The 17,130-nt window shown below is 71.4% G+C and carries 14 protein-coding genes; 5 read left to right on the top strand and 9 right to left on the bottom strand.

Annotation, left to right across the window (positions count from 1 at the left end):
- Positions 1-45: 45 nt before the first annotated feature.
- Positions 46-2,403: an ABC transporter permease gene (locus RAH40_RS10965; RefSeq protein WP_306602158.1), complete on the bottom strand. Its 2,358-nt coding sequence runs from the start codon at positions 2,401-2,403 to the stop codon at positions 46-48.
- A 308-nt stretch (positions 2,404-2,711) separates the two neighbouring features.
- On the opposite strand from RAH40_RS10965, the gene RAH40_RS10960 reads away from it, so the two are divergent.
- Positions 2,712-3,362, top strand: coding sequence for a hypothetical protein (locus tag RAH40_RS10960; protein ID WP_306602157.1), 651 nt, complete (start codon positions 2,712-2,714; stop codon positions 3,360-3,362).
- Between the two features lie 5 nt (positions 3,363-3,367).
- Here the strand turns inward: RAH40_RS10960 and RAH40_RS10955 are convergent, their stop codons facing one another.
- Positions 3,368-6,517 carry a GAF domain-containing protein gene (locus tag RAH40_RS10955; RefSeq protein WP_306602156.1) on the bottom strand — a complete coding sequence of 1,050 codons (3,150 nt, stop codon included), beginning with the start codon at positions 6,515-6,517 and terminating at the stop codon, positions 3,368-3,370.
- A 127-nt stretch (positions 6,518-6,644) separates the two neighbouring features.
- Positions 6,645-7,328: an OBAP family protein gene (locus tag RAH40_RS10950; protein ID WP_306602155.1), complete on the bottom strand. Its 684-nt coding sequence runs from the start codon at positions 7,326-7,328 to the stop codon at positions 6,645-6,647.
- A gap of 106 nt (positions 7,329-7,434) precedes the next feature.
- Here RAH40_RS10950 and RAH40_RS10945 point away from each other — a divergent pair, with 106 nt between their 5' ends.
- From RAH40_RS10945 to RAH40_RS10935, 3 genes are all read left to right on the top strand, one after another.
- On the top strand, positions 7,435-8,466 hold the full coding sequence (locus RAH40_RS10945) for a hypothetical protein (protein WP_306602154.1): 1,032 nt from the start codon (positions 7,435-7,437) through the stop codon (positions 8,464-8,466).
- A 212-nt stretch (positions 8,467-8,678) separates the two neighbouring features.
- A complete protein-coding gene (rsgA, locus tag RAH40_RS10940; RefSeq protein ID WP_306602153.1) occupies positions 8,679-9,782 on the top strand; it encodes a ribosome small subunit-dependent GTPase A in 1,104 nt (367 codons plus the stop codon).
- Positions 9,783-9,852: 70 nt separating this feature from the next.
- The gene (locus tag RAH40_RS10935) at positions 9,853-11,874 is read left to right on the top strand and encodes a pentapeptide repeat-containing protein (protein WP_306602152.1); all 2,022 of its coding nucleotides are present in this window, start codon (positions 9,853-9,855) and stop codon (positions 11,872-11,874) included.
- Here RAH40_RS10935 and RAH40_RS10930 read toward each other — a convergent pair.
- Entirely contained in the window at positions 11,871-12,848 is a 978-nt protein-coding gene (locus RAH40_RS10930) for a PP2C family protein-serine/threonine phosphatase (RefSeq protein ID WP_306602151.1), read from the bottom strand. The two genes, RAH40_RS10935 and RAH40_RS10930, sit on opposite strands and share 4 nt — an antisense overlap.
- Positions 12,849-12,934: 86 nt before the next feature.
- Between RAH40_RS10930 and RAH40_RS10925 the strand changes: the two genes are divergently transcribed.
- Positions 12,935-13,543 carry an ABATE domain-containing protein gene (locus tag RAH40_RS10925; protein ID WP_306602150.1) on the top strand — a complete coding sequence of 203 codons (609 nt, stop codon included), beginning with the start codon at positions 12,935-12,937 and terminating at the stop codon, positions 13,541-13,543.
- Positions 13,544-13,559: 16 nt separating this feature from the next.
- Here the strand turns inward: RAH40_RS10925 and RAH40_RS10920 are convergent, their stop codons facing one another.
- The 5 genes from RAH40_RS10920 to RAH40_RS10900 form a co-directional block, all read right to left on the bottom strand.
- Positions 13,560-13,769 (bottom strand): molybdopterin-binding protein, encoded by a 210-nt coding sequence (locus RAH40_RS10920; protein ID WP_306602149.1) that lies wholly within the window; start codon positions 13,767-13,769, stop codon positions 13,560-13,562.
- A 36-nt stretch (positions 13,770-13,805) separates the two neighbouring features.
- Positions 13,806-14,888: an ATP-binding cassette domain-containing protein gene (locus RAH40_RS10915; RefSeq protein WP_306602148.1), complete on the bottom strand. Its 1,083-nt coding sequence runs from the start codon at positions 14,886-14,888 to the stop codon at positions 13,806-13,808.
- Positions 14,879-15,544 (bottom strand): molybdate ABC transporter permease subunit, encoded by a 666-nt coding sequence (gene modB / locus RAH40_RS10910; protein ID WP_306602147.1) that lies wholly within the window; start codon positions 15,542-15,544, stop codon positions 14,879-14,881. The genes RAH40_RS10915 and modB overlap by 10 nt, the downstream gene beginning before the upstream one ends.
- Positions 15,545-15,690: 146 nt before the next feature.
- Positions 15,691-16,284: a GNAT family N-acetyltransferase gene (locus RAH40_RS10905; protein ID WP_306602146.1), complete on the bottom strand. Its 594-nt coding sequence runs from the start codon at positions 16,282-16,284 to the stop codon at positions 15,691-15,693.
- 211 nt (positions 16,285-16,495) lie between these two features.
- Positions 16,496-17,089, bottom strand: a complete 594-nt coding sequence (locus RAH40_RS10900) for a putative quinol monooxygenase (protein WP_306602145.1) — start codon at positions 17,087-17,089, stop codon at positions 16,496-16,498.
- Positions 17,090-17,130: the final 41 nt, after the last annotated feature.

The raw sequence follows: 17,130 nt of genomic DNA, 5'->3' as shown, positions 1-17,130 counted from the left end.
CCAGGGGGGTCGTGCCGGCCCTCCGGAGGGCGGAGGGCCGGTTCCTCACTCGGAACGAAGCGCCGCGGCGGGCTGGGTCCGCGCGGCCCGCAGGGCGGGGGTGAGCCCCGCCACGAGGCCCGTGAGTCCCAGGGCCAGGACCGCGGGGGCGAGGATGGCCGGGTCGGCGGCCTCGACGCCCAGGTACTGGTGCCGCAGGACGCGCGACAACCCCCAGGTCAGGGCGCCGCCCAGGACCAGGCCCGAACCCAGGAGCCACGCGACCCGGCGGAACACCCGTCCGAAGAGCTGGACCGGCGTGGCGCCGAGCGCCAGGCGGATCCCCCATTCCCGTTTCTGCCGGGCCGCGGCCTGGGAGAGGGTGCCGGCCAGCCCGACACCGGCCAGGAGGGCCGCCAGCAGTCCCGCCGCCAGCGTCTGCCCGCGAATCTGCCTGGGCTCCTCGCCTTCCTGGGCCGCCCGGGCCGCGAGGTTCTGGAATTCCCGGAATCGGGCGTTCCCGTCCGCCTGGCGAACCACCTGTTTCACGATGCCCTGGAGTGCGGCGGCCGGGGCGGAACTGCGCACGTAGATCGTCAGGTACCCGGAATCCCGGAGCGCCAGGGGCGTGTAGACCGCCGGGATGGGTTCCCGGGCGAGCCGGCTCATGCGGGCTTCCCCGACGACCCCCACGACCTCGAGGGCCGGCCCGTTCGCAGCGCCCAGGTGGAGGGTCCGGCCCAGGGCCGCCGCCTCCCCCCAGCAGCGCCGGGCGAATTGGAGGCTGACCAGGCAGGCTCCCGCCTCCCGCTCTTCCGGATTCCGGCCCGCCAGAAGGGGAATTCCCAGGGTCTGGAAATACTCCGGGCTGACGGCATGCTGGCCGGCCTCCAGGTACCCCTGGCCTCCCTCCGGCCAGACGTTGCCGTTGTGGCCCTGGTCGACCAGGGGCCGCGTGTTGGACATGGCGGCCGATTGGATGCCCGGCGTCTCCTTCAAGGACTGGAGCACCTGGCGCTGGAAGGCCAGACCCCGGGCCTGGACATCGCCGCCGCCCCGCAAGGTCACGATGGCCACGCTCAGGTCCGCGAGGTGGTAGCCGGGGTCGATGTTCCGGAGCCGCTCCAGGGCCCGGAGGCTCATGCCGGCGCCCACCAGCAGGGCGAAGGCCAGCGCGAACTGGATCACCGCGAGCCAACCGCGCAGGAAGGTGCTGCCCCTGGACGCCGAGGCCGTGCCTCCCTCGCGCAGGGCTTCGTTGAGATCCAGGCGCGATGCCCAGCGGATGGGGAGGAAGGCCGTCAGGAGCACCGAGGCCCCTAGGGCCCCGGCCATGAGCCCCGGGACCGGCCCGCCAAGGGCCTCCCCGGGCAGGAGGTCCAGCCTCCCGAGGCCCGCCAGGAAGCCCACGGCCAGAAGGCCGCCGAAGCCGCACAGCACCGCCGCCTCCGCCAGGATGGGCCGGCCCATGCCGAAGGTCCCGGCCCCGAAGGCCGAGCGCAGGCCCCATTCCCGGGTGCGGTCGAGGTTCCGGGCCAGCATGAGGTGGGCGGTGTTGGCGCAGGCCAGCAGCAGGATCAGAACCCCTGAAAGGATGGTCATCGCCAGCGCCGGCGCCTCGCGTGCCCGCCAATACGCGAGCAGGCCGCGGGCCTTGATCCCCCAGGAACGGTCACCCGCGGGCCGGGGCGGCCCCAGGGAGGGCGCCAGACGGTCCAGCTCCAGCTGGAGGGCGGCCAGGGAGGCTCCCTTCGCCAGCCGCCCGAAGACAAAGCAGCTCGGCCTGGCCCGCCCCCGTTCCCCCGAGCGGAACACCAGGGGCTGGAACGCGACGGCATCGCCCATGAAGAAGGGAAGGCGGCGCTGGGGCGCCAGGACCCCGACGATCCGATGCGGGACGCCGTCCAGGTTGAGGCTCCGGCCCACGGCGCCCGGGTCGCCGCCGAAGGCCCGGCGCCAGAACCGGTCGGTCAGGATGAGGACGGGGGCCCCTCCCGGGGCGGACTCTTCGGAGGTGAAGTCCCGGCCATGGCCCAGCGGCAGGCCGAGCACGCCGAAGAATCCCGCGCTGACCAGGGCCGTGCGCACCTGCCGGCTCCCTTCGGGGGTTTCCAGGTCGAGGGTGCTGTCCCTGCAGGCGGCGAGGCCCTCCAGGGTCCGGACCTCCTTCTGCAGGTCCCCGAAATCCGGCGCGCCGACCGGGCGCAGGAAGGCCGCGCCCTCCGGTCCTTCCCCGGAAAGGCAGACGACCCGTCCCGGATCCCGGAAATGGAAGGGATGCCCCAGCACGTCCCAGGCCGGGGCCAGGGCCGCGAGCGCACCCGCCAGTCCGATGGCCAGGGTGAGCGCCGCAGCCGCGGCATACCCCGGCGAGCGCCGGAGGGACCGGAAAACCTGCCCAAGCTGTCGGAAGAATCCCGCCACCGCGCGCCCCCGGATACGAAAAACGGCTTGAAGGTGAACCAGGGGCATGGCCAAACGCGTGCCGATTTGAGAATTGTAATGATATTAACAACTACAATTCAGCCATCGACCCGGGGACGGGCTTCGCGTCCCGGATCCGGGATGGACCGTCCCAAATCCAGACCTGGCGGCCGCAAAACGGATCCGTGATCGCGAACGACTTCGCCCCGTCCATCTCAGCCAGCCAGGGCGTTCCTCTGCGGCCCGCCGGAGCCATCGCGCCCGGGCTCCCGCTATGATTGAGCCATCCCCCAACCTGGAGTTCCGCCGTGCAGAACCTTCACGAGCCTATCAAGCATTTCGCCAAATCCCTTTTCGCGACCTTCCTGGGCCTGCTCATGGCCCTGGGCCTGGACAGCTGGAACCACGCCCGGGTGCAGCGGCGGGTGGCCCAGGCGGCCCTGGCGTCCGTGCTCCGGGAGACCGAAGGCAACCGGAAGGCTCTCCACAACCTGGCCGTCGCGAACCAGGACCTGCCCCGGAACCTGGCCCTGACCATCGCCGCCCTGGAGAGCCTCCAGGAGGCCCGGAGCAGCCAGCGCACCTGGACCCTCCCGAAGGAGCTGGGGAACCTCTCGATCCAGCACACCGCCGGCAACCTCAAGAGCTCGGCCTGGGGCATGGCGCTGGCGGACCAGTCCGTGCAGCGCTTCCCCAAGGCCCAGGCCGAGGAGCTGGCCAACTTCTACCAGCAGCTGGGCCGCCTCCAGGCCTACCTGGACCAGCCCGTGGACTACACGCCCATCTCCGCCCTGGGCGGGGTCTCCACGGCCACGGACGCGAAGCGCCGCCTGGAACGCTTCAGCCCCGCGGAGCTGGAACGGATCCTCTGGAACCTCCGCGAACTCAAGGTGCGCTTCGAGCTGGTCCGCATGTGGGCCGAAGGGCTGGGTGGGATCCCTACGGCGAAGGGCGCCTGAACCCGTCAGCCGGTGCCGTCCAGGATCGCCCGGACCTTCTGCAGCAGTTCCACCGGGCTCATGGGCTTGGCCAGGAAGCGGGTGTCGTTGCCGAAGAAGCCTTCGGAATCCAGGGCGTCCGCGGTGTAGCCGCTGATGAAGAGGACCTTGACGCCGGGGTCCAGGCCCCGGATGCGATCGTGGGCCTCCCGCCCGCCCATCCGCGGCATGATGACGTCCATGATCAGCAGGTCGATCTCCTTCGCCTGGGCCTGGAACCGCTCCAGCGCTTCCTGTCCGTCCACGGCCTCCAGGACGCGGTAGCCGGCTTCCCGCAGGACGGTGCCGGCCAGGGCCCGCACGTCCGGGTCGTCCTCCACCAGCAGCAGGGTCTCGCTGCCGCCCTGCGGCTCCGCCGCCTCCCGCTCCGGATCCGCGTCCTCCACGAGCTCGCCGACGAGGGGCAGGTAGATCCGGAACGAGGTGCCCTTGCCCGGCTCGCTGTAGACGTTGATGGCGCCTTCGTGCTGCTTGACGATGCCGTAGGCGATGGCCAGGCCCAGGCCGGTGCCCTTCCCCTTCTCCTTGGTGGTGAAGAAGGGCTCGAAGATCTTCGCCCGGGTCGCTTCGTCCATGCCGGTCCCGCTGTCGGACACCGTGATCAGCCCGTACCGGCCCGCCGCCCCGAACCCCTGGGCGCCGATGACGTCCTTGCCGAGGTCCTTCCGTTCGGTGGTGATGGCCAGCCGGCCGCCGTCGGGCATGGCGTCCCGGGCATTGGTGGCGAGGTTCATGAGGACCTGCTCGATCTGGCCCGGGTCGGCCATGGCGGTCAGGGGGAAATCCGCCAGGTGGATGACCAGGTCGATGTCCTCGCCGATGAGGCGGCGGAGCAGGCTCTCGACGTTCCGGACGATGCCGTTGAGGTCCACCGGCCGGGGCAGGAGGAGCTGTTTCCGGCTGAAGGCCAGCAGGGCGCGGGTCAGGTTGGCGGCCCGGTCCGCCGCGGCCAGGATCTGGTCGAGGTAGCCATCCGAAGGGGTCCCGGCGCCCAGGTTCCGTTTCGCCAGGTTGCTGAACCCGATGATGGCCGTGAGGAGGTTGTTGAAATCGTGGGCCACGCCGCCGGCCAGCTTGCCGATGGCTTCCATCTTTTGGGATTGCCGGAGCTGCTCTGCGAGTTTCTGCTGCTCGGTGATGTCCCGCCCGAAGGCCAGCGCCCCCACGATCCGCCCGTCGGCGTCGCGCTCGGGCGCGAACCGCACGCTGTGGGTCCGGAGCTCGCCGGTGCCGTCGGGGACGCTCAGTTCCACATCCGCCGCTTCCCCGCTGGCGATGACCCGGCTCAGGACGGCCTGGTAGCGCTCGATCTCGCCGGGGCGGCCATGCCCTTCCTGGGCGGCCAGCTCCAGGGGCGTCCTGCCCTGGATCGCGGCCTCCGACACCGACATGGTGGTCTTGAACCGGGTGTTGGCATAGAGGGTCCGGCACGCGCGGTCGTACCGGACGATATTGTCGGGGGAATGCTCCGCCAGGCAGCGGTATTCCTCCTCACGGACCTCCACCGCCGCCTCGACCCGCATGCGTTCGGCGATGTCCCAGGAAAGGTCGCCCAGCTGGGAGAGGATCTCCAGATCGGTTTCCTGGTAGTCCGTGGGCTTGTTGCCGATGCCGATGATCGCCTTGATCAGGCCGCCCCGGAGGATCGGCGCCACGGCCTCCCGGAGGACGGGGGCGTGCCCCTCCGGAAGCCCCTTCCGGTGGGGCAGGTTCGGATAGTCGTTGTGGATGACCGGGCCGCCCAGGTGGACGCAGTCCACCCAGACTCCGGCCTGGTCGATGGGGTAATGGCTCCCCTTGCCCTCGGCCGAGCACATGTTCTTCAAGGTGTTCGTGGACCAGGTCTGCAGGTGGAGGGTGCGCTGGTCGGGCTCGACGAAATGGTAGAAGCCGATGGTGCTGCCCGTGAGCGCCTCGATCTCGTCCAGGGACGCGGTGAGCAGCTCGTCGAGGGAATGGGAGCTGGCGAATTCCAGCAGGCGCAGGCGCGCCCGCATGACGGCCTCGCCCCGCTTGCGCACCTCCCGCGCCCGCAGGACCGTCACGCCGAAGGCCAGGTCCCCGGCCAGTTCCTCCAGGAGCCGCATCTCCTCCTGGGTGAACGCGCCGGATTCCGTCGAGTAGATCCCGAGGACCCCGAAGGGCTCGGCGCCCTCGGTGCCCAGGGGCAGGGCCAGGGTGGACCGGTCGCCCCGTTCCCGCGCGTTCGACCGCCATGGGCCCGGGCCCGCGTTGGCATCCAGGTCCTGGAAACAAACGGGACGGCCGGTGCGGACCGCGCATCCGGCGGGTCCCTTGCCATGATCCGTGTCCGCCCAGGTGAGGCGTTCCGCCAGAAGGTAGCCTTCCCCGCAGCCCGCCCGGGCGACCACACGGATGGTCTTGTCCGGGTCGTGCTCCACATAGCCCACCCAGGCCAGGTGGTAGCCGGCCTCCTCGCAGATGATCCTGCAGATGGCGTCCAGCAGGAGATGCTCGTCCTCGGCCCGCATGAGGACCTGGTTGCAGTTGCTGATGGCGCGCAGTTCCCGGTTCAGGCGTTGCTGTTGTTCCTCCGCCTGCCGGCGCTCCTCCATCTCCCGGCGCAGCTGGAGGTTCTTCAGTCCGATCTCCGCCAGCAGCCTCACGATCCGCTGAAGGAAGAGCACCTCGCGGTGGATGTAGGCGCTGCTGAAGGTGGGGACCCGGTCCAGGGCCTGGAGGTAGGCCGCCTCGTCGAAACCCAGGGCCCGGGCCTGGGCCACGAAGAACGCGCGGTCCGGCGGATCCTCCTCGCGGAAGAACTGGCCCGCGAACATGGTGCCCAGGAGTTCGCCGTCGACCAGGATGGGCATCGCGACGTCGATCATCCCGTTTCCGCAGCGGTACTCCAGCATCCGGCCCCCGGGGTCCGCCAGGTGGGCCTTGATGCAGGCATCGCTCTCCCGGCACCGCGCCGCCGTGACCGGGTTCTCCCGGTGGAAGCGGGTGCAGATGTCCTGCCAGCCCACCGAGATGAGCTTTTCCTCATTCGGGTCCAACAGGGCGCAGGCCATGCCGGAGGACAGGTGGTGCGATTCCATGAGCTGCCGGATCTGCTCCAGGTCGACCAACGCTTCCAACGCGTACCTGGCCATGGATCACCACGAATGTGCCCCACCCTACCACTTCGCCGTCAGGGCCGTTCAGGATATTTGCCTGTTTTTCAGCGGAATCTCCCATGGGCACCTTCGCGGCGATCATCACCGTCCCGGCTGATCCGGGTCAGTGCATGGGAATGCGCGTCACGGGCGGCGGACCCTGGGGCCTGAGCTCCAGCTGCTCGGGAACTCCGTTCCGCCAGGCATCCGCCTCGGGCGCCACCGGGGGCACCGGCAGGTCCGCCCGCTGGCGCCGCTTTTCCGCGGTGGACGTGCCCAGGTCCCGGTCCCGTTCCGCCACCCGTTTCGGATCCACCTGTCCGTCCGCCGTGAAGCCCATCATCAGCTGGGGGATGCCCAGGGGCAGGCGATCGCCCCGGTCCACCTGCCAGGTGTACCAGGTCTTGCCGTAGGTGGTGGCGAAGTCCTTCATCATCGCCTTCTCCGCGGCGCCGGGAAGGCCGGGGGCCAGGAGCAGTCCCGAGGCGACCTCGTAGGCATGGCTGTGCCAGAGCCGCTTCTCCCCGGCGGGGAGCCCCGCGAACACCTGGGCGGTGGCGACGTACTCGATGCCGATGAGCCGGGCGTTCCGCCGGTTGGAATCGTAGATGACGCACTGCATCAGGCCGTCGGCCGCGTGGGCGCAATAGTGATGGGCAATCACCTGCCGGTCCTGGCGCCCGTTGTAGAAATGCAGTCCGCACAAGTAGGCGTTCACGTTCCTGAGGGGGGCCGCCTCCTGGGGCCGGGCCGGGGCCGCGGGCAGGGCGGAGAGAAGGCATGCAAACAGGAAGGGGATGCGGTTCATGATCGGAGGCTCCAGGGTGGGTTTCCACCTCCCTTCGATGCCGCCCGAGGGGCCCTTCCACCCTGGGGTGGTAGAATGGGTTCAAATCCAGACCGGGCGGTGACCCATGATCCGAGCTTTCGTGCTCCTCGCCGCATGCCTGCTGTCCGCCCAGGGGCCTCCCCGGGCCCTGGTCTTCGAGCGGCGGGCCGAGCCGCGGGAGAAGGCGCTCACCCTCCTGGTGCCCCGGGGGTGGTCCCTGGAGGGGGGCGCCTTCCGCATCCTGGACGAGCGCCACGGGGGCGCGCTCAACATGACGGAATGCAAGTTCGACCTGGCCGCCAAGAGCGACCCCGCCGGGACGGTGATGATCCGTTGGCTGCCCGAGATGCTGTGCGTGGACGGGTCCCGGGCCTTCGGCAACCGGGAGGGGGCGGTCTTCAACAACGCCCTGGTGCGCAACAAACGGGACGCGGGGCGGTTCCTGGTGGAGGTGGCCGTGCCCTACGCCCATCCCCGGGCCCGCAACCTCGTGGTCCGGGACCGCAGGAACCTCCCGGCCCTGGCCGCCGCCTATCGGCAGGCCGTGCCCCGGGAGCTCATGACGGTGACCGACATGGGCTACCAGGCGGCCCTCGTGACGGTCGCGTACGAGGAGGACGGACGGCGCTACCTGGAGCGGCTCCTGACGGTCATCGAGGACTATGGCCGCGCCGGCGGGGGGTTGTGGAAGAACCGCATGACGCTGTTCATCCGCGCTCCCGAGGAGGCCTTCGCCGCGTGGGAACCCGTCCTCGCCGTCATCCAGGGCTCCGGGGACTGGAACCCGCGGTGGATCGAGGGGGAGCTCCGGGGCCAGGGGCAGCGCCAGCGGATCCTGGACCGCACCCAGCAGGACCTCCAGCGCCTGGACCGGGAGATCGCCGAAGGGAGGCGGAGGACGCAGGAGAGCATCCAGCGGGACATGTACCTGACGCTCACCACCCAGAACGACTACCGGAACCCGTTCACCGGCAGGATCGAGCGGGACACGGCGGCCTGGAAGCGCCGCTGGGTCAATGCGAGCGGGAACCTGATCTACACCGACGACACGTCCTACGATCCCAACCGGGATCCCGCCCTGAAGGTCCAGGGCTACCAGTTGTCCCAGGGCCGCTGAGGCACCGTCTTCCAGGGGAGGGATTGCCTTCCGGCAGGCTGCGCTGTAGCCTTGGGGGCGGAGTGTGGATGCGCCTGCTGCATGCGACAACGAGGATGAGCCTGGAGACGGTTGCGGTCTCCGGGGCCGTGGCCTAGACCCGCGGCCCCTGGGCCTCTCAAGGACGCCCCGGTCCGGGGCTTGAGCGAAGCTTCATCCAGGAACCTCCAGCCATGACACACCCAATGAACGCTCCGGCGGGCACCGGCCCCGCCTTGAACCCTTGCGAACCCCTGTCCAGCTTCGGCTGGCCGAGGGATCCTGAATTCCGGGCGCCCATCCCGCCCCTTTGCGAACCGGGACGGGTGGTGGCGGCGGCCCGGGGCCTGGCCCTGGTCCGGACGGCCGCGGGCGAGTGCCTGTGCACGCCTTCGGGCAGGCTCCGGGAGCGGCTCCGGGCCGAAGGCCTGACCCTCTGCGCAGGGGACTGGCTCGTCCTGCGGCGGGAACCGGGGGACGCCCGGGCCCTGATGGTCGACCTGCTGCCCCGGGGGCCCTCGCTCACGCGGCAGGGCCCGGACGGCCGGCCCCAGTGCCTGGCCGCCAACCTGGACGTGGTCCTGCTGGTCATGGGCCTGGACCGGGACTGCAATGCGGCCCGCCTGGAACGGCTGCTCGCCCTGGCCTGGGGCAGCGGGGCGCGGCCCGTGGTCGTGCTCACCAAGGCGGACCTCAACGACCGGGTGGAAGCCTTCGCCGCCCGGATGGGAGGGGTGGCGCCCGGCGTCCAGGTCCTGACCGTGTGCGCGCCCACCGGCCTGGGAGTGGCGGAGGTGCGCGCCTGCCTGCAAGGGGGGCTCACGGGCGTCCTGGCGGGCTCTTCCGGCGCCGGGAAGTCCACCCTCCTCAACGCCCTCCTCGGCGAGGCGGCCCAGGCCACCCGGGCGGTGCGGGATTCGGACGGACGGGGCCGGCACACCACCACCGCGCGGGAGCTGTTCCCGCTCCCGGGGGGCGGCTGCCTCATCGACACGCCGGGCATCCGGGAAGTGGGCCTCCTCGCGGATGGCGCCGATCTGGACGGCGCCTTCTCCGAGGTCGCGGCGTTCGCCGGCCGCTGCCGGTTCCGGGACTGCGCCCACGAATCCGAGCCGGGGTGCGCCGTGCGGAAGGCCGTCGCCGACGGCCTCCTGGACGCCAAGCGCTTCGGACACTTCCTCCAGCTCCGCCGGGAGGTGGCGTTCGAGGCCGCCCGCACCGACGAGCGCCTTCGGCGGGAGCGCGAGGACAAGTGGCGCCAGATCAGCAAGGCCCAGAAGGCCCTGCGGAAGCGATGACGCCACTGGACCGCCGGGGGAACTTCCGGCTTCTCCGGGCCACTCCGCTTGGGACCGTGAGGAGTGTGGCATGTTGTTTGATTTCTGCAGATCAATATCGTCCAGGCGGGCAGCATGGGCGCTCCTGGGGGTCCTCCCGGTCCTGGCCATGCCCCCCAAGACGGCATCCGGCTCGGCCAAGGCGAAGAAGAAGGTCGAGGCGGCCCTCCTGGCCCCCGCGCCGGAGTCCCTGCGCAGGCCGGCCAAGGAGGAGCTGCGGCCCGGGGCCGCCCTTTCCCGGAGCGACCTTTCGGGCATGGACCTCCGGGGGCTCAGCCTCCGGGGCGTCAACCTGGACGATTCGGACCTGGTGGGCGCGAACCTCGCCGGCGCCGACCTCACCCGCGCCAGCCTGCGCCGCGCCCGCATGGCCGGCGCCCGCCTGGACGGGGCCTGCCTGATCCGGACGGATCTCTCGGACGCCGTGGGCCTGAACCTGTCCGGGGCCAGGTTGCACCCCTTCTTCGACACGGAGCCCGAGGACGCCCTGAAGGACACCGCCATGGTCTACCTCCTGGACGACGGCGCGGGAATCCCCAACCGCATCGAGGTGGGCACCACCGGCGGCCTGTTCCTGCAGGAGCCGGGCACGCAGCGCAGCTGGATCATGAGTCCCTACGGCGCGACGTACGAGCTCTGGAGCGGCGTCAACGGCGGGCAGGCCCAGCGGGCCCTGGGACGGGACGGCCGGAACAACCTGTGGTCCTTCCTGGACACCCGGGTGGCCATGTTTCCCGATACGGCCCTGTATTCGGGCCGGTTCACGACCTTCGACCAGCCGGACCTGTTCAGGGGCGTGACCGCCACCGCGCCGGGGAAGGGGAGCGACCTCTTCGCCTCCATCCCGCCCCGCGACGGCTCAAGTGCCAGCCTCCTCCACCTGGAGGCCCGGAATTCCGTCACCAACCCGCTGGTCTGCAAGAGCTATCCCATGGGGACCTTCAGCTTCCAGAGCATGGCGGCCGTGCCGGGCGGTCAAGCCCTGGTGGGGGTCCATCCCTCCCGGGATGAGGTCACGGTCGTGGACCTCGCGTGCAAGCGGGTGGAGGGTCTGCCCCTGGCCCCCGGCAGCCGTCCGCTGCGCCTGGCGGCCGGCCTTCCCGGGAAGGTGTGGTTCCTGGCGCCGGGAACCAACACCCTGGGCGTCGTGGAGTCCGTGGGAGGCGAGCTGGGGATCTCCCGCGAGTTCATCCTTCCCGCCGTCGGCCCGTCCGATATGCGCCTGCGGGGCCTCGCCTGCGCCCCGGACGGCACGGTCTGGTTCACCACGCAGTCCCCCCCGGCCCTGGGGCGGATCACGCCGGATTTCGTGATGACCCGCTGGGAGGTCCTGGACGGCCTGGTGCCCGGGGAGATCGCGTGCGGGCCGGGGGGTAAGGTCTACTTCACCCTGGTGGGCCGTTCGATGCTGGGGGCCTTCCGCCCGGCCGGGCCTTTGCCGGTCCCCCGGGACGCGTCCTCCAGCTGGACCGTCCCTCCCCCCCAGACCCGCGCCGAGCCTGTGCGCCTCTCCGGAAAGCTCCGGCGGGAACGGGCGCTGAACCGGGAGCTGCCCACGGTGGAGGAGGTGGACGCGGGCCCCGTGGCCACGGTCACGCACGGCCTGGAGGAGAAGAAGGCCTCCCTTCCGGTCCCGGAAGCCAAGGAAGCGCCGGCCTCCCTGCCCGGCAACGCCTTCGACGTCCTGGAATCCCTTGACCTGCACCTGAGCGACGACCGCATCGCGCACATCCTGAAGCGGCACAGCCACGGCCTGCCCAACGGCCGGGGACAGTTCAACGCCGCGGCGAGCACCCGGGAGGGGCTCCTGGCGCTCCTGTCCAAGGGCCTGGCGCGGGCCGGGGAGGCGGGCAAGGTGGTCAAGCGCTACGACCCCAGCGGCATCCTCCACACGCCCTGCTGGATGGACGCCCCCGTCGGCCGCTACCAGGCCCAGGGCGCCTGGAAGGAGACCCCCTGCTTCGACGTGGTCACCCTGCGGGTGCCCCTGGAGGACGGGACCTCGGCGCAGGTCGTGCTCTCGGCGTATCCGGTGAATCCGCGCAAGTTCTAGCCGGCCCACCGCACCGCCACCAGGGTGAGGTCGTCCTGCCGGGGCGCGCCCTCCAGGAACCGGTCCAGGGCCGCCCGGCAGGCCGCAAGCAGCTCCGGCAGGGGCAGCCGGAAGGCCTGGCCCAGCGCAGCGGCGGCCCGGCCGATTCCGAACTCCTCCTCGTCCTTCGTTCCCTCGGTCCAGCCGTCGGTGTAGAGGAGGAGGGTCTGCCCGGGACGGAAGACGAGGTCCTGGCGCGGAAAGACGGAATCGGGAAAGAGGCCGAGGGGGAGGCCGCCGCCCGCCACGGGGCGCACGCCCTGGTCATCCGCCAACAAAGGCTGGGTGTGGCCCGCGTTGGCCAGTTCCGCCTCGCCGCCGGAAGCGAGGCGGAGGGCGGCCAGGGTCGCGTAGCTGGTGGTCAGGGTGGCCTGGGCGAAGAGCCCGTTGGCCTGGGCCAGCAGGTCCGTCAGCGGCTGGCCCGCGGGCGCCAGGGCCCGGAACAGGGCGTTGAGGTGGGCCTGCAGGAGGGACGCGGCGACGCCCTTGCCGGCCACGTCGCCCAGGAGGAGGTGCAGCGGGTCCCCCGGCCGCAGGGGGCGGATGAGGTCCACGTGGTCGCCGGAGACGGCGCCCCTGGGCTCCCAGAGGTGGGCCACCTCCCAGCCGTCGCAGGTGGTGAAAGGGGCGGGGAGGAGGGCGCGCTGGACCCGTCCGGCCGTCTCCAGGTCCCGCTCCAGGGCGCGGCGGGCTTCGGGGGTGAGGCAGTCCAGGCACACCTGCAGGAGGGGATCCCGGGCCAGCTGGTCGGGGGGGACGGCTTCCCGGCACACGCAGCAGGTGCCCCAGCGGCCGGTCTCCAGGGCGCCGATGGCGCCGTCCACCCGGCGCAGGAGGTCCGCCAGGCGCTCCTCGTGGGCCGCGGAGGCCAGGTGGGCCAGGTGGTCCCGGCCGGCGGTGAGACGGTCCAGCAGCAGGGTCTCGGTGGGCGTCATGGATAACCTCCTCACGCATTCGTGGCGGTTAAGATAATTCCCGGCCAATAACCTGTCAAGGGTCGTTTATGGGTTATATTGAGGGCATGGACGCCCTCCTCGCAACGCCCTCCTTTGATCGGTCCGGCGGCAGCCTCTGCCTGGATTTCGCCAACACCTGGCCGGACCGGGAGCGGGAGGAGAGTGATCAGCTCCAGTCGGTGGTCCACGTGGCCGCCTTCGCGCGGCAGGCCGGCCTGGTGGACGAAGCGTTGGAGGAGGTCCTGGCCCGGCGGGTCCGGGAGGAGCCCGCGGCCGCCCGGGCGGCGCTGGTCCGGGCGCGGGAGGCGCGGGAAGCCATCTTCGGGCTCTGTTCGGACAGCGCGGCGGGACGGCCGGCGCGGCCGGGCGACCTCCGGATCTTCAACCGGGCCCTGGCGGACGCCCTGGGCCACCTCCGTCTCGAACCGGGGGAGGGCGGATTCCGGTGGGGCTGGGAAGGGTCCTCCCTGGACGCTCCGCTGTGGCCCATCCTGCGCTCGGCGGCGGACCTGCTGGCCTCGGAGGACCGGGGCCGGATCCGGGAATGCGCGGGGCCCCAGTGCACCTGGCTGTTCCTGGACCGAAGCCGGGCGGGCACCCGGCGCTGGTGCTCCATGAGCAGCTGCGGAAACCGGGCCAAGGCCAGGCGGCACTACCACCGCAAGGCGGTGTGACCGGTTCCGCCGCCCCTCAGTCGACGCCGACGATCACGTTCGAGGCCTTGATGATGGCGTGGGCGGTGATGCCGGGCTTGAGGCCCATGCCCTCCGCGGAGGCCTTGGTGATGGTGGAGACGATCTCCACGCCCGGGCTGAGCTCGATGACGATCTCGGATTCCACGGCGCCGTGGTTCACCTTCGTGATGCGGCCTTTCAGGACGTTGCGGGCGCTGAGTTTCATGTCCACCTCCGCGGGGCGGCCGCCCCGAGGGGCTGATTATGCACCCGGAGGCTCCTCGATGGGCACCACCTGGATGGCGCTGGCCTTGATGAGGGCATGCACCTCCTGGCCGGCGGCCAGTTCGAGATCCTGGGCGGCCCAGGTGGTGATGAGGGCGTGGAGGGGGAAGCCCGCGTCCAGGACCACCCGCGTGAGGGCGCCCAGGGGCTCCAGGCCGGTGATGGTGGCGGGAAGGCGGTTGCGCTGGGTCATCAGGCCGTGGGGGCCGCGCTCCAGGGACACGCCCTCGCCCCGGATGCAGGCGTAGGCCTCCCGGCCGGCGCCGCCGGGGTCCGGGGCGAACAGTTCCGCGGACCCCGCCGCCAGGCGCAGGAGGCCCTCCTGGGTGCCGGTCACCCGGGTCCGCACCACGGCCCCCACCTGGTCGCCGGGGGCGCCGCCGGCGCCGGCGAGGACGGCGGCGGGGGCGCCGTCCCGCACGATGCGGCCCTGGTCCATGAGCAGCATGCGGTCGCCCAGGGCCAGGGCCTCCACCGGGTCGTGGGTCACCAGGACGGCCGGGACGTCCAGGGCGCGAAGGATCTGCCGGAGGTTGTGGCGGAGGAGGTCGGCGGCGGAGCGGTCCAGGGAGGCGAAGGGCTCGTCCAGCAGGACCAGGCGGGGCCGGGGCGCCAGGGCCCGCGCCAGGGCCACGCGCTGCTTCTGGCCGCCGGAGAGCTCCCGGGAGCGCCGGCCTTCCAGGCCCCGGAGGCCCATGAGTTCCACCAGCTCCTCCACGCGCCGCTGCCGTTCCTCCCGGGGGCGGCCCAGGAGTCCGTAGGCGATGTTTCCCGCCACCGTGAGGTGGGGGAAGAGCGCCGAGTCCTGGAAGACGTACCCGATGCCCCGCCGGGAAGGGGAGACGAAGGGGCCCGGCCCGAACCAGGTCGCGTCCGCGGCCCGGATGGAGCCGTGGTCGGGGGTCTCCAGCCCGGCCAGGCACCGCAGGAGGGTGGTCTTGCCGCAGCCCGAGGGGCCGAAGAGCACGGTGAGGCTGAACCTGCCCAGCTCCAGTTCCAGTTCGCCGCGGATGGTGGGGCCCTGGGGGAAGGTCCTGGTGAACGACGCCCTCAGGCCCATGGGCGCTCCCGGGAACGGAGCCAGGCGGTGCCCGAGAGCACCGCCAGGGCGAAGGCCAGGAGCAGGAGGGCGGTGCGGTTGGCGCCGGCCATGTCGAAGGCCTGCACCTGGTCGAAGAGGGCGATGGAGGCGGTGCGGGTGGTCCCGGGCAGATTCCCGCCCACCATCAGCACGACCCCGAATTCCCCGATGGCGTGGGCGAAGCTGAGGATCATGGCCGAGAGCAGGCCGCGCCAGGCCAGGGGCAGGGCCACCCGGAGGTAGACGCCCAGGGGGCTCGAGCCCAGGGTCGCGGCCACCTCCAGGAGGCGCCGGTCCACGCCCCCCAGGGAGGCCACCAGGGGCTGGAGGAAGAACGGCAGGTTGGTGGCGACCTGCGCCAGGAGCAGGCCCTGGAAGCTGAAGACGAGCCGCGCGCCCGTGAGGTGCTCCCAGGCCGCCCCGATGGGGCTGCGGGGTCCCAGGGCGACGATGATGTAGAAGCCCAGCACCGTCGGGGGGAGGATGAGGGGCAGGGACGTGAGGGCTTCCAGGAGCACCTTGCCCCGGAACCGTCCCAGGGACAGAGGCCAGGCCAGCAGGATGCCGATGGGCAGCAGCAGGGCCACGGAGCAGCCTGCGAGCCGCAGGCTCAGACGGATGGCCTCCCAGTCCATGTCAGGGTCTTCCGGGGATGGCGGACTGCGGGGCGGGGCCTTCCAAGCGGACTCCAGGGTCGATGTCTGTTATCTCATACATCGCCGCGGCAGATCCAGACCTGCCGTGGCGCCAGGCTCCACCCCCCGAGGGCCGGGCCGGCCTCCTAGGCGGCGGGCCGGATCCGGACCCGTACCAGGATGGTGAAGATGGTGATCACCTGAAGCGTGCCCACCAGGGTGCTGCCGGCCCTGAGCAGGCTCCGCTGGCTTGAGACGTTGGCCGGGTCGACCTCCATGAGGATCCGGGTGCCCTTGGGGAGGCGTCCCTCCATGAAGCGAAGCAGCTCACGGTTGTACCCCTTCCCTCGGAATTCCGGGCGAACGAAGGCCTTGCCGAAGTAGGTGGCGTTGGGACCCAGGTGCCGGGCCAGGGGGCTGTAGGGGAATTCCCACCGGTGCCCCACCGCCTCGTCTCCGACGCAGAGCACGCCGGCCACCGCGGAGCGCCGGAAGTAGCCGGGGTTCAGCTCCCCACCGGACCGGCGCAGGAGATCCAGGCCCGGATCCTCCTCGGAATGCACCGTGATCGCGCGCATGCCCTCCGGGAGCACATGGGCGGCGCCGGTTGCGTACCGTTCGAACAGAAGGGTCTCGGACACGTAGGAAATCCGCTGGCGGAGGTGGTGCAGCGCCGCCATGACCCCCTGCTCCTTCCGCAGGCGGAGGAGGTCGTCCAGGAAGCGGGAAATCCTACCCACGGCCATCGCTCCAGGCGCCCAGCACCATTCCACCCCCACTGGCGGCATGCAGATGCCACCTTCCAGTCATGATTGCCCATTCCCGGCCCCAGGAAAAGACACCGGATTGATACCTGAAGCGAAATTGCGCCACCGGCACGAGAGGCTTCCCCTTTTCCCTGGGAGGTCGGAACATCCGGGGATGTCCTGGAGCGTCTGGGCGGGAAACCCGCTACACGGGTTCCAGCACATGGATCTCCACGGCCTCCACCAGGTCCTTCTGGCGGTCCCGGGAGGCGCGGAAGGCGGGCGTGGCCATGTGGGCCGCCAGGGCGCCGCGGCTCTCCCAGGATTCCAGGAAGGCCAGGCTGGCGGGGTTGGCCGGGTCGCGGTGGAGGTCGTACCGAAGGCAGCCCGGCTCCAGGCGGGTGGGGGGCACCATGCTGCCGAGCTCGGCGGCCAGGGCGGCTTCGCAGCCGGGGCGGGCGGTGACGAAGGCGAGGACCGCCAGGGGCCCCGCGGCCATGGGGCCGGGCATGCCCAGCGGCTCCAGGGTGCGCACGTCGCGAGAGGCGATGAGGTCGGCCGCGGCGGCGCGCCAGGCCTGAACGTGGGGGCTCCTGCGGTGGGCCTCCAGGGCCCCTGCGTCCGCCCAGGTCTCAAGGTAGGCGATGACGCCGGGGTTCCCGGGGTCGCGGTGGAGCTCGTAGCGCAGGCAGCCCGGCTCGGCACGGGTGGGGCCCACGATCCGCGCGGCCTCCGCCTCCAGGGCGGCTCCGCAGCCGTGGCGCGCGGTGAACAGGGCTGCGAGGACGACCTGGGTCATGGGGATTCTCCGGGATGTCCTTCAACCATACCCCGGCTCGC

The organism is Geothrix sp. 21YS21S-2 (assembly GCF_030846775.1).
Lineage (GTDB): Bacteria > Acidobacteriota > Holophagae > Holophagales > Holophagaceae > Mesoterricola.
The sequence above is the reverse complement of the archived record's forward strand: the minus strand, read 5'-3'. Positions and strand labels throughout refer to the sequence as shown.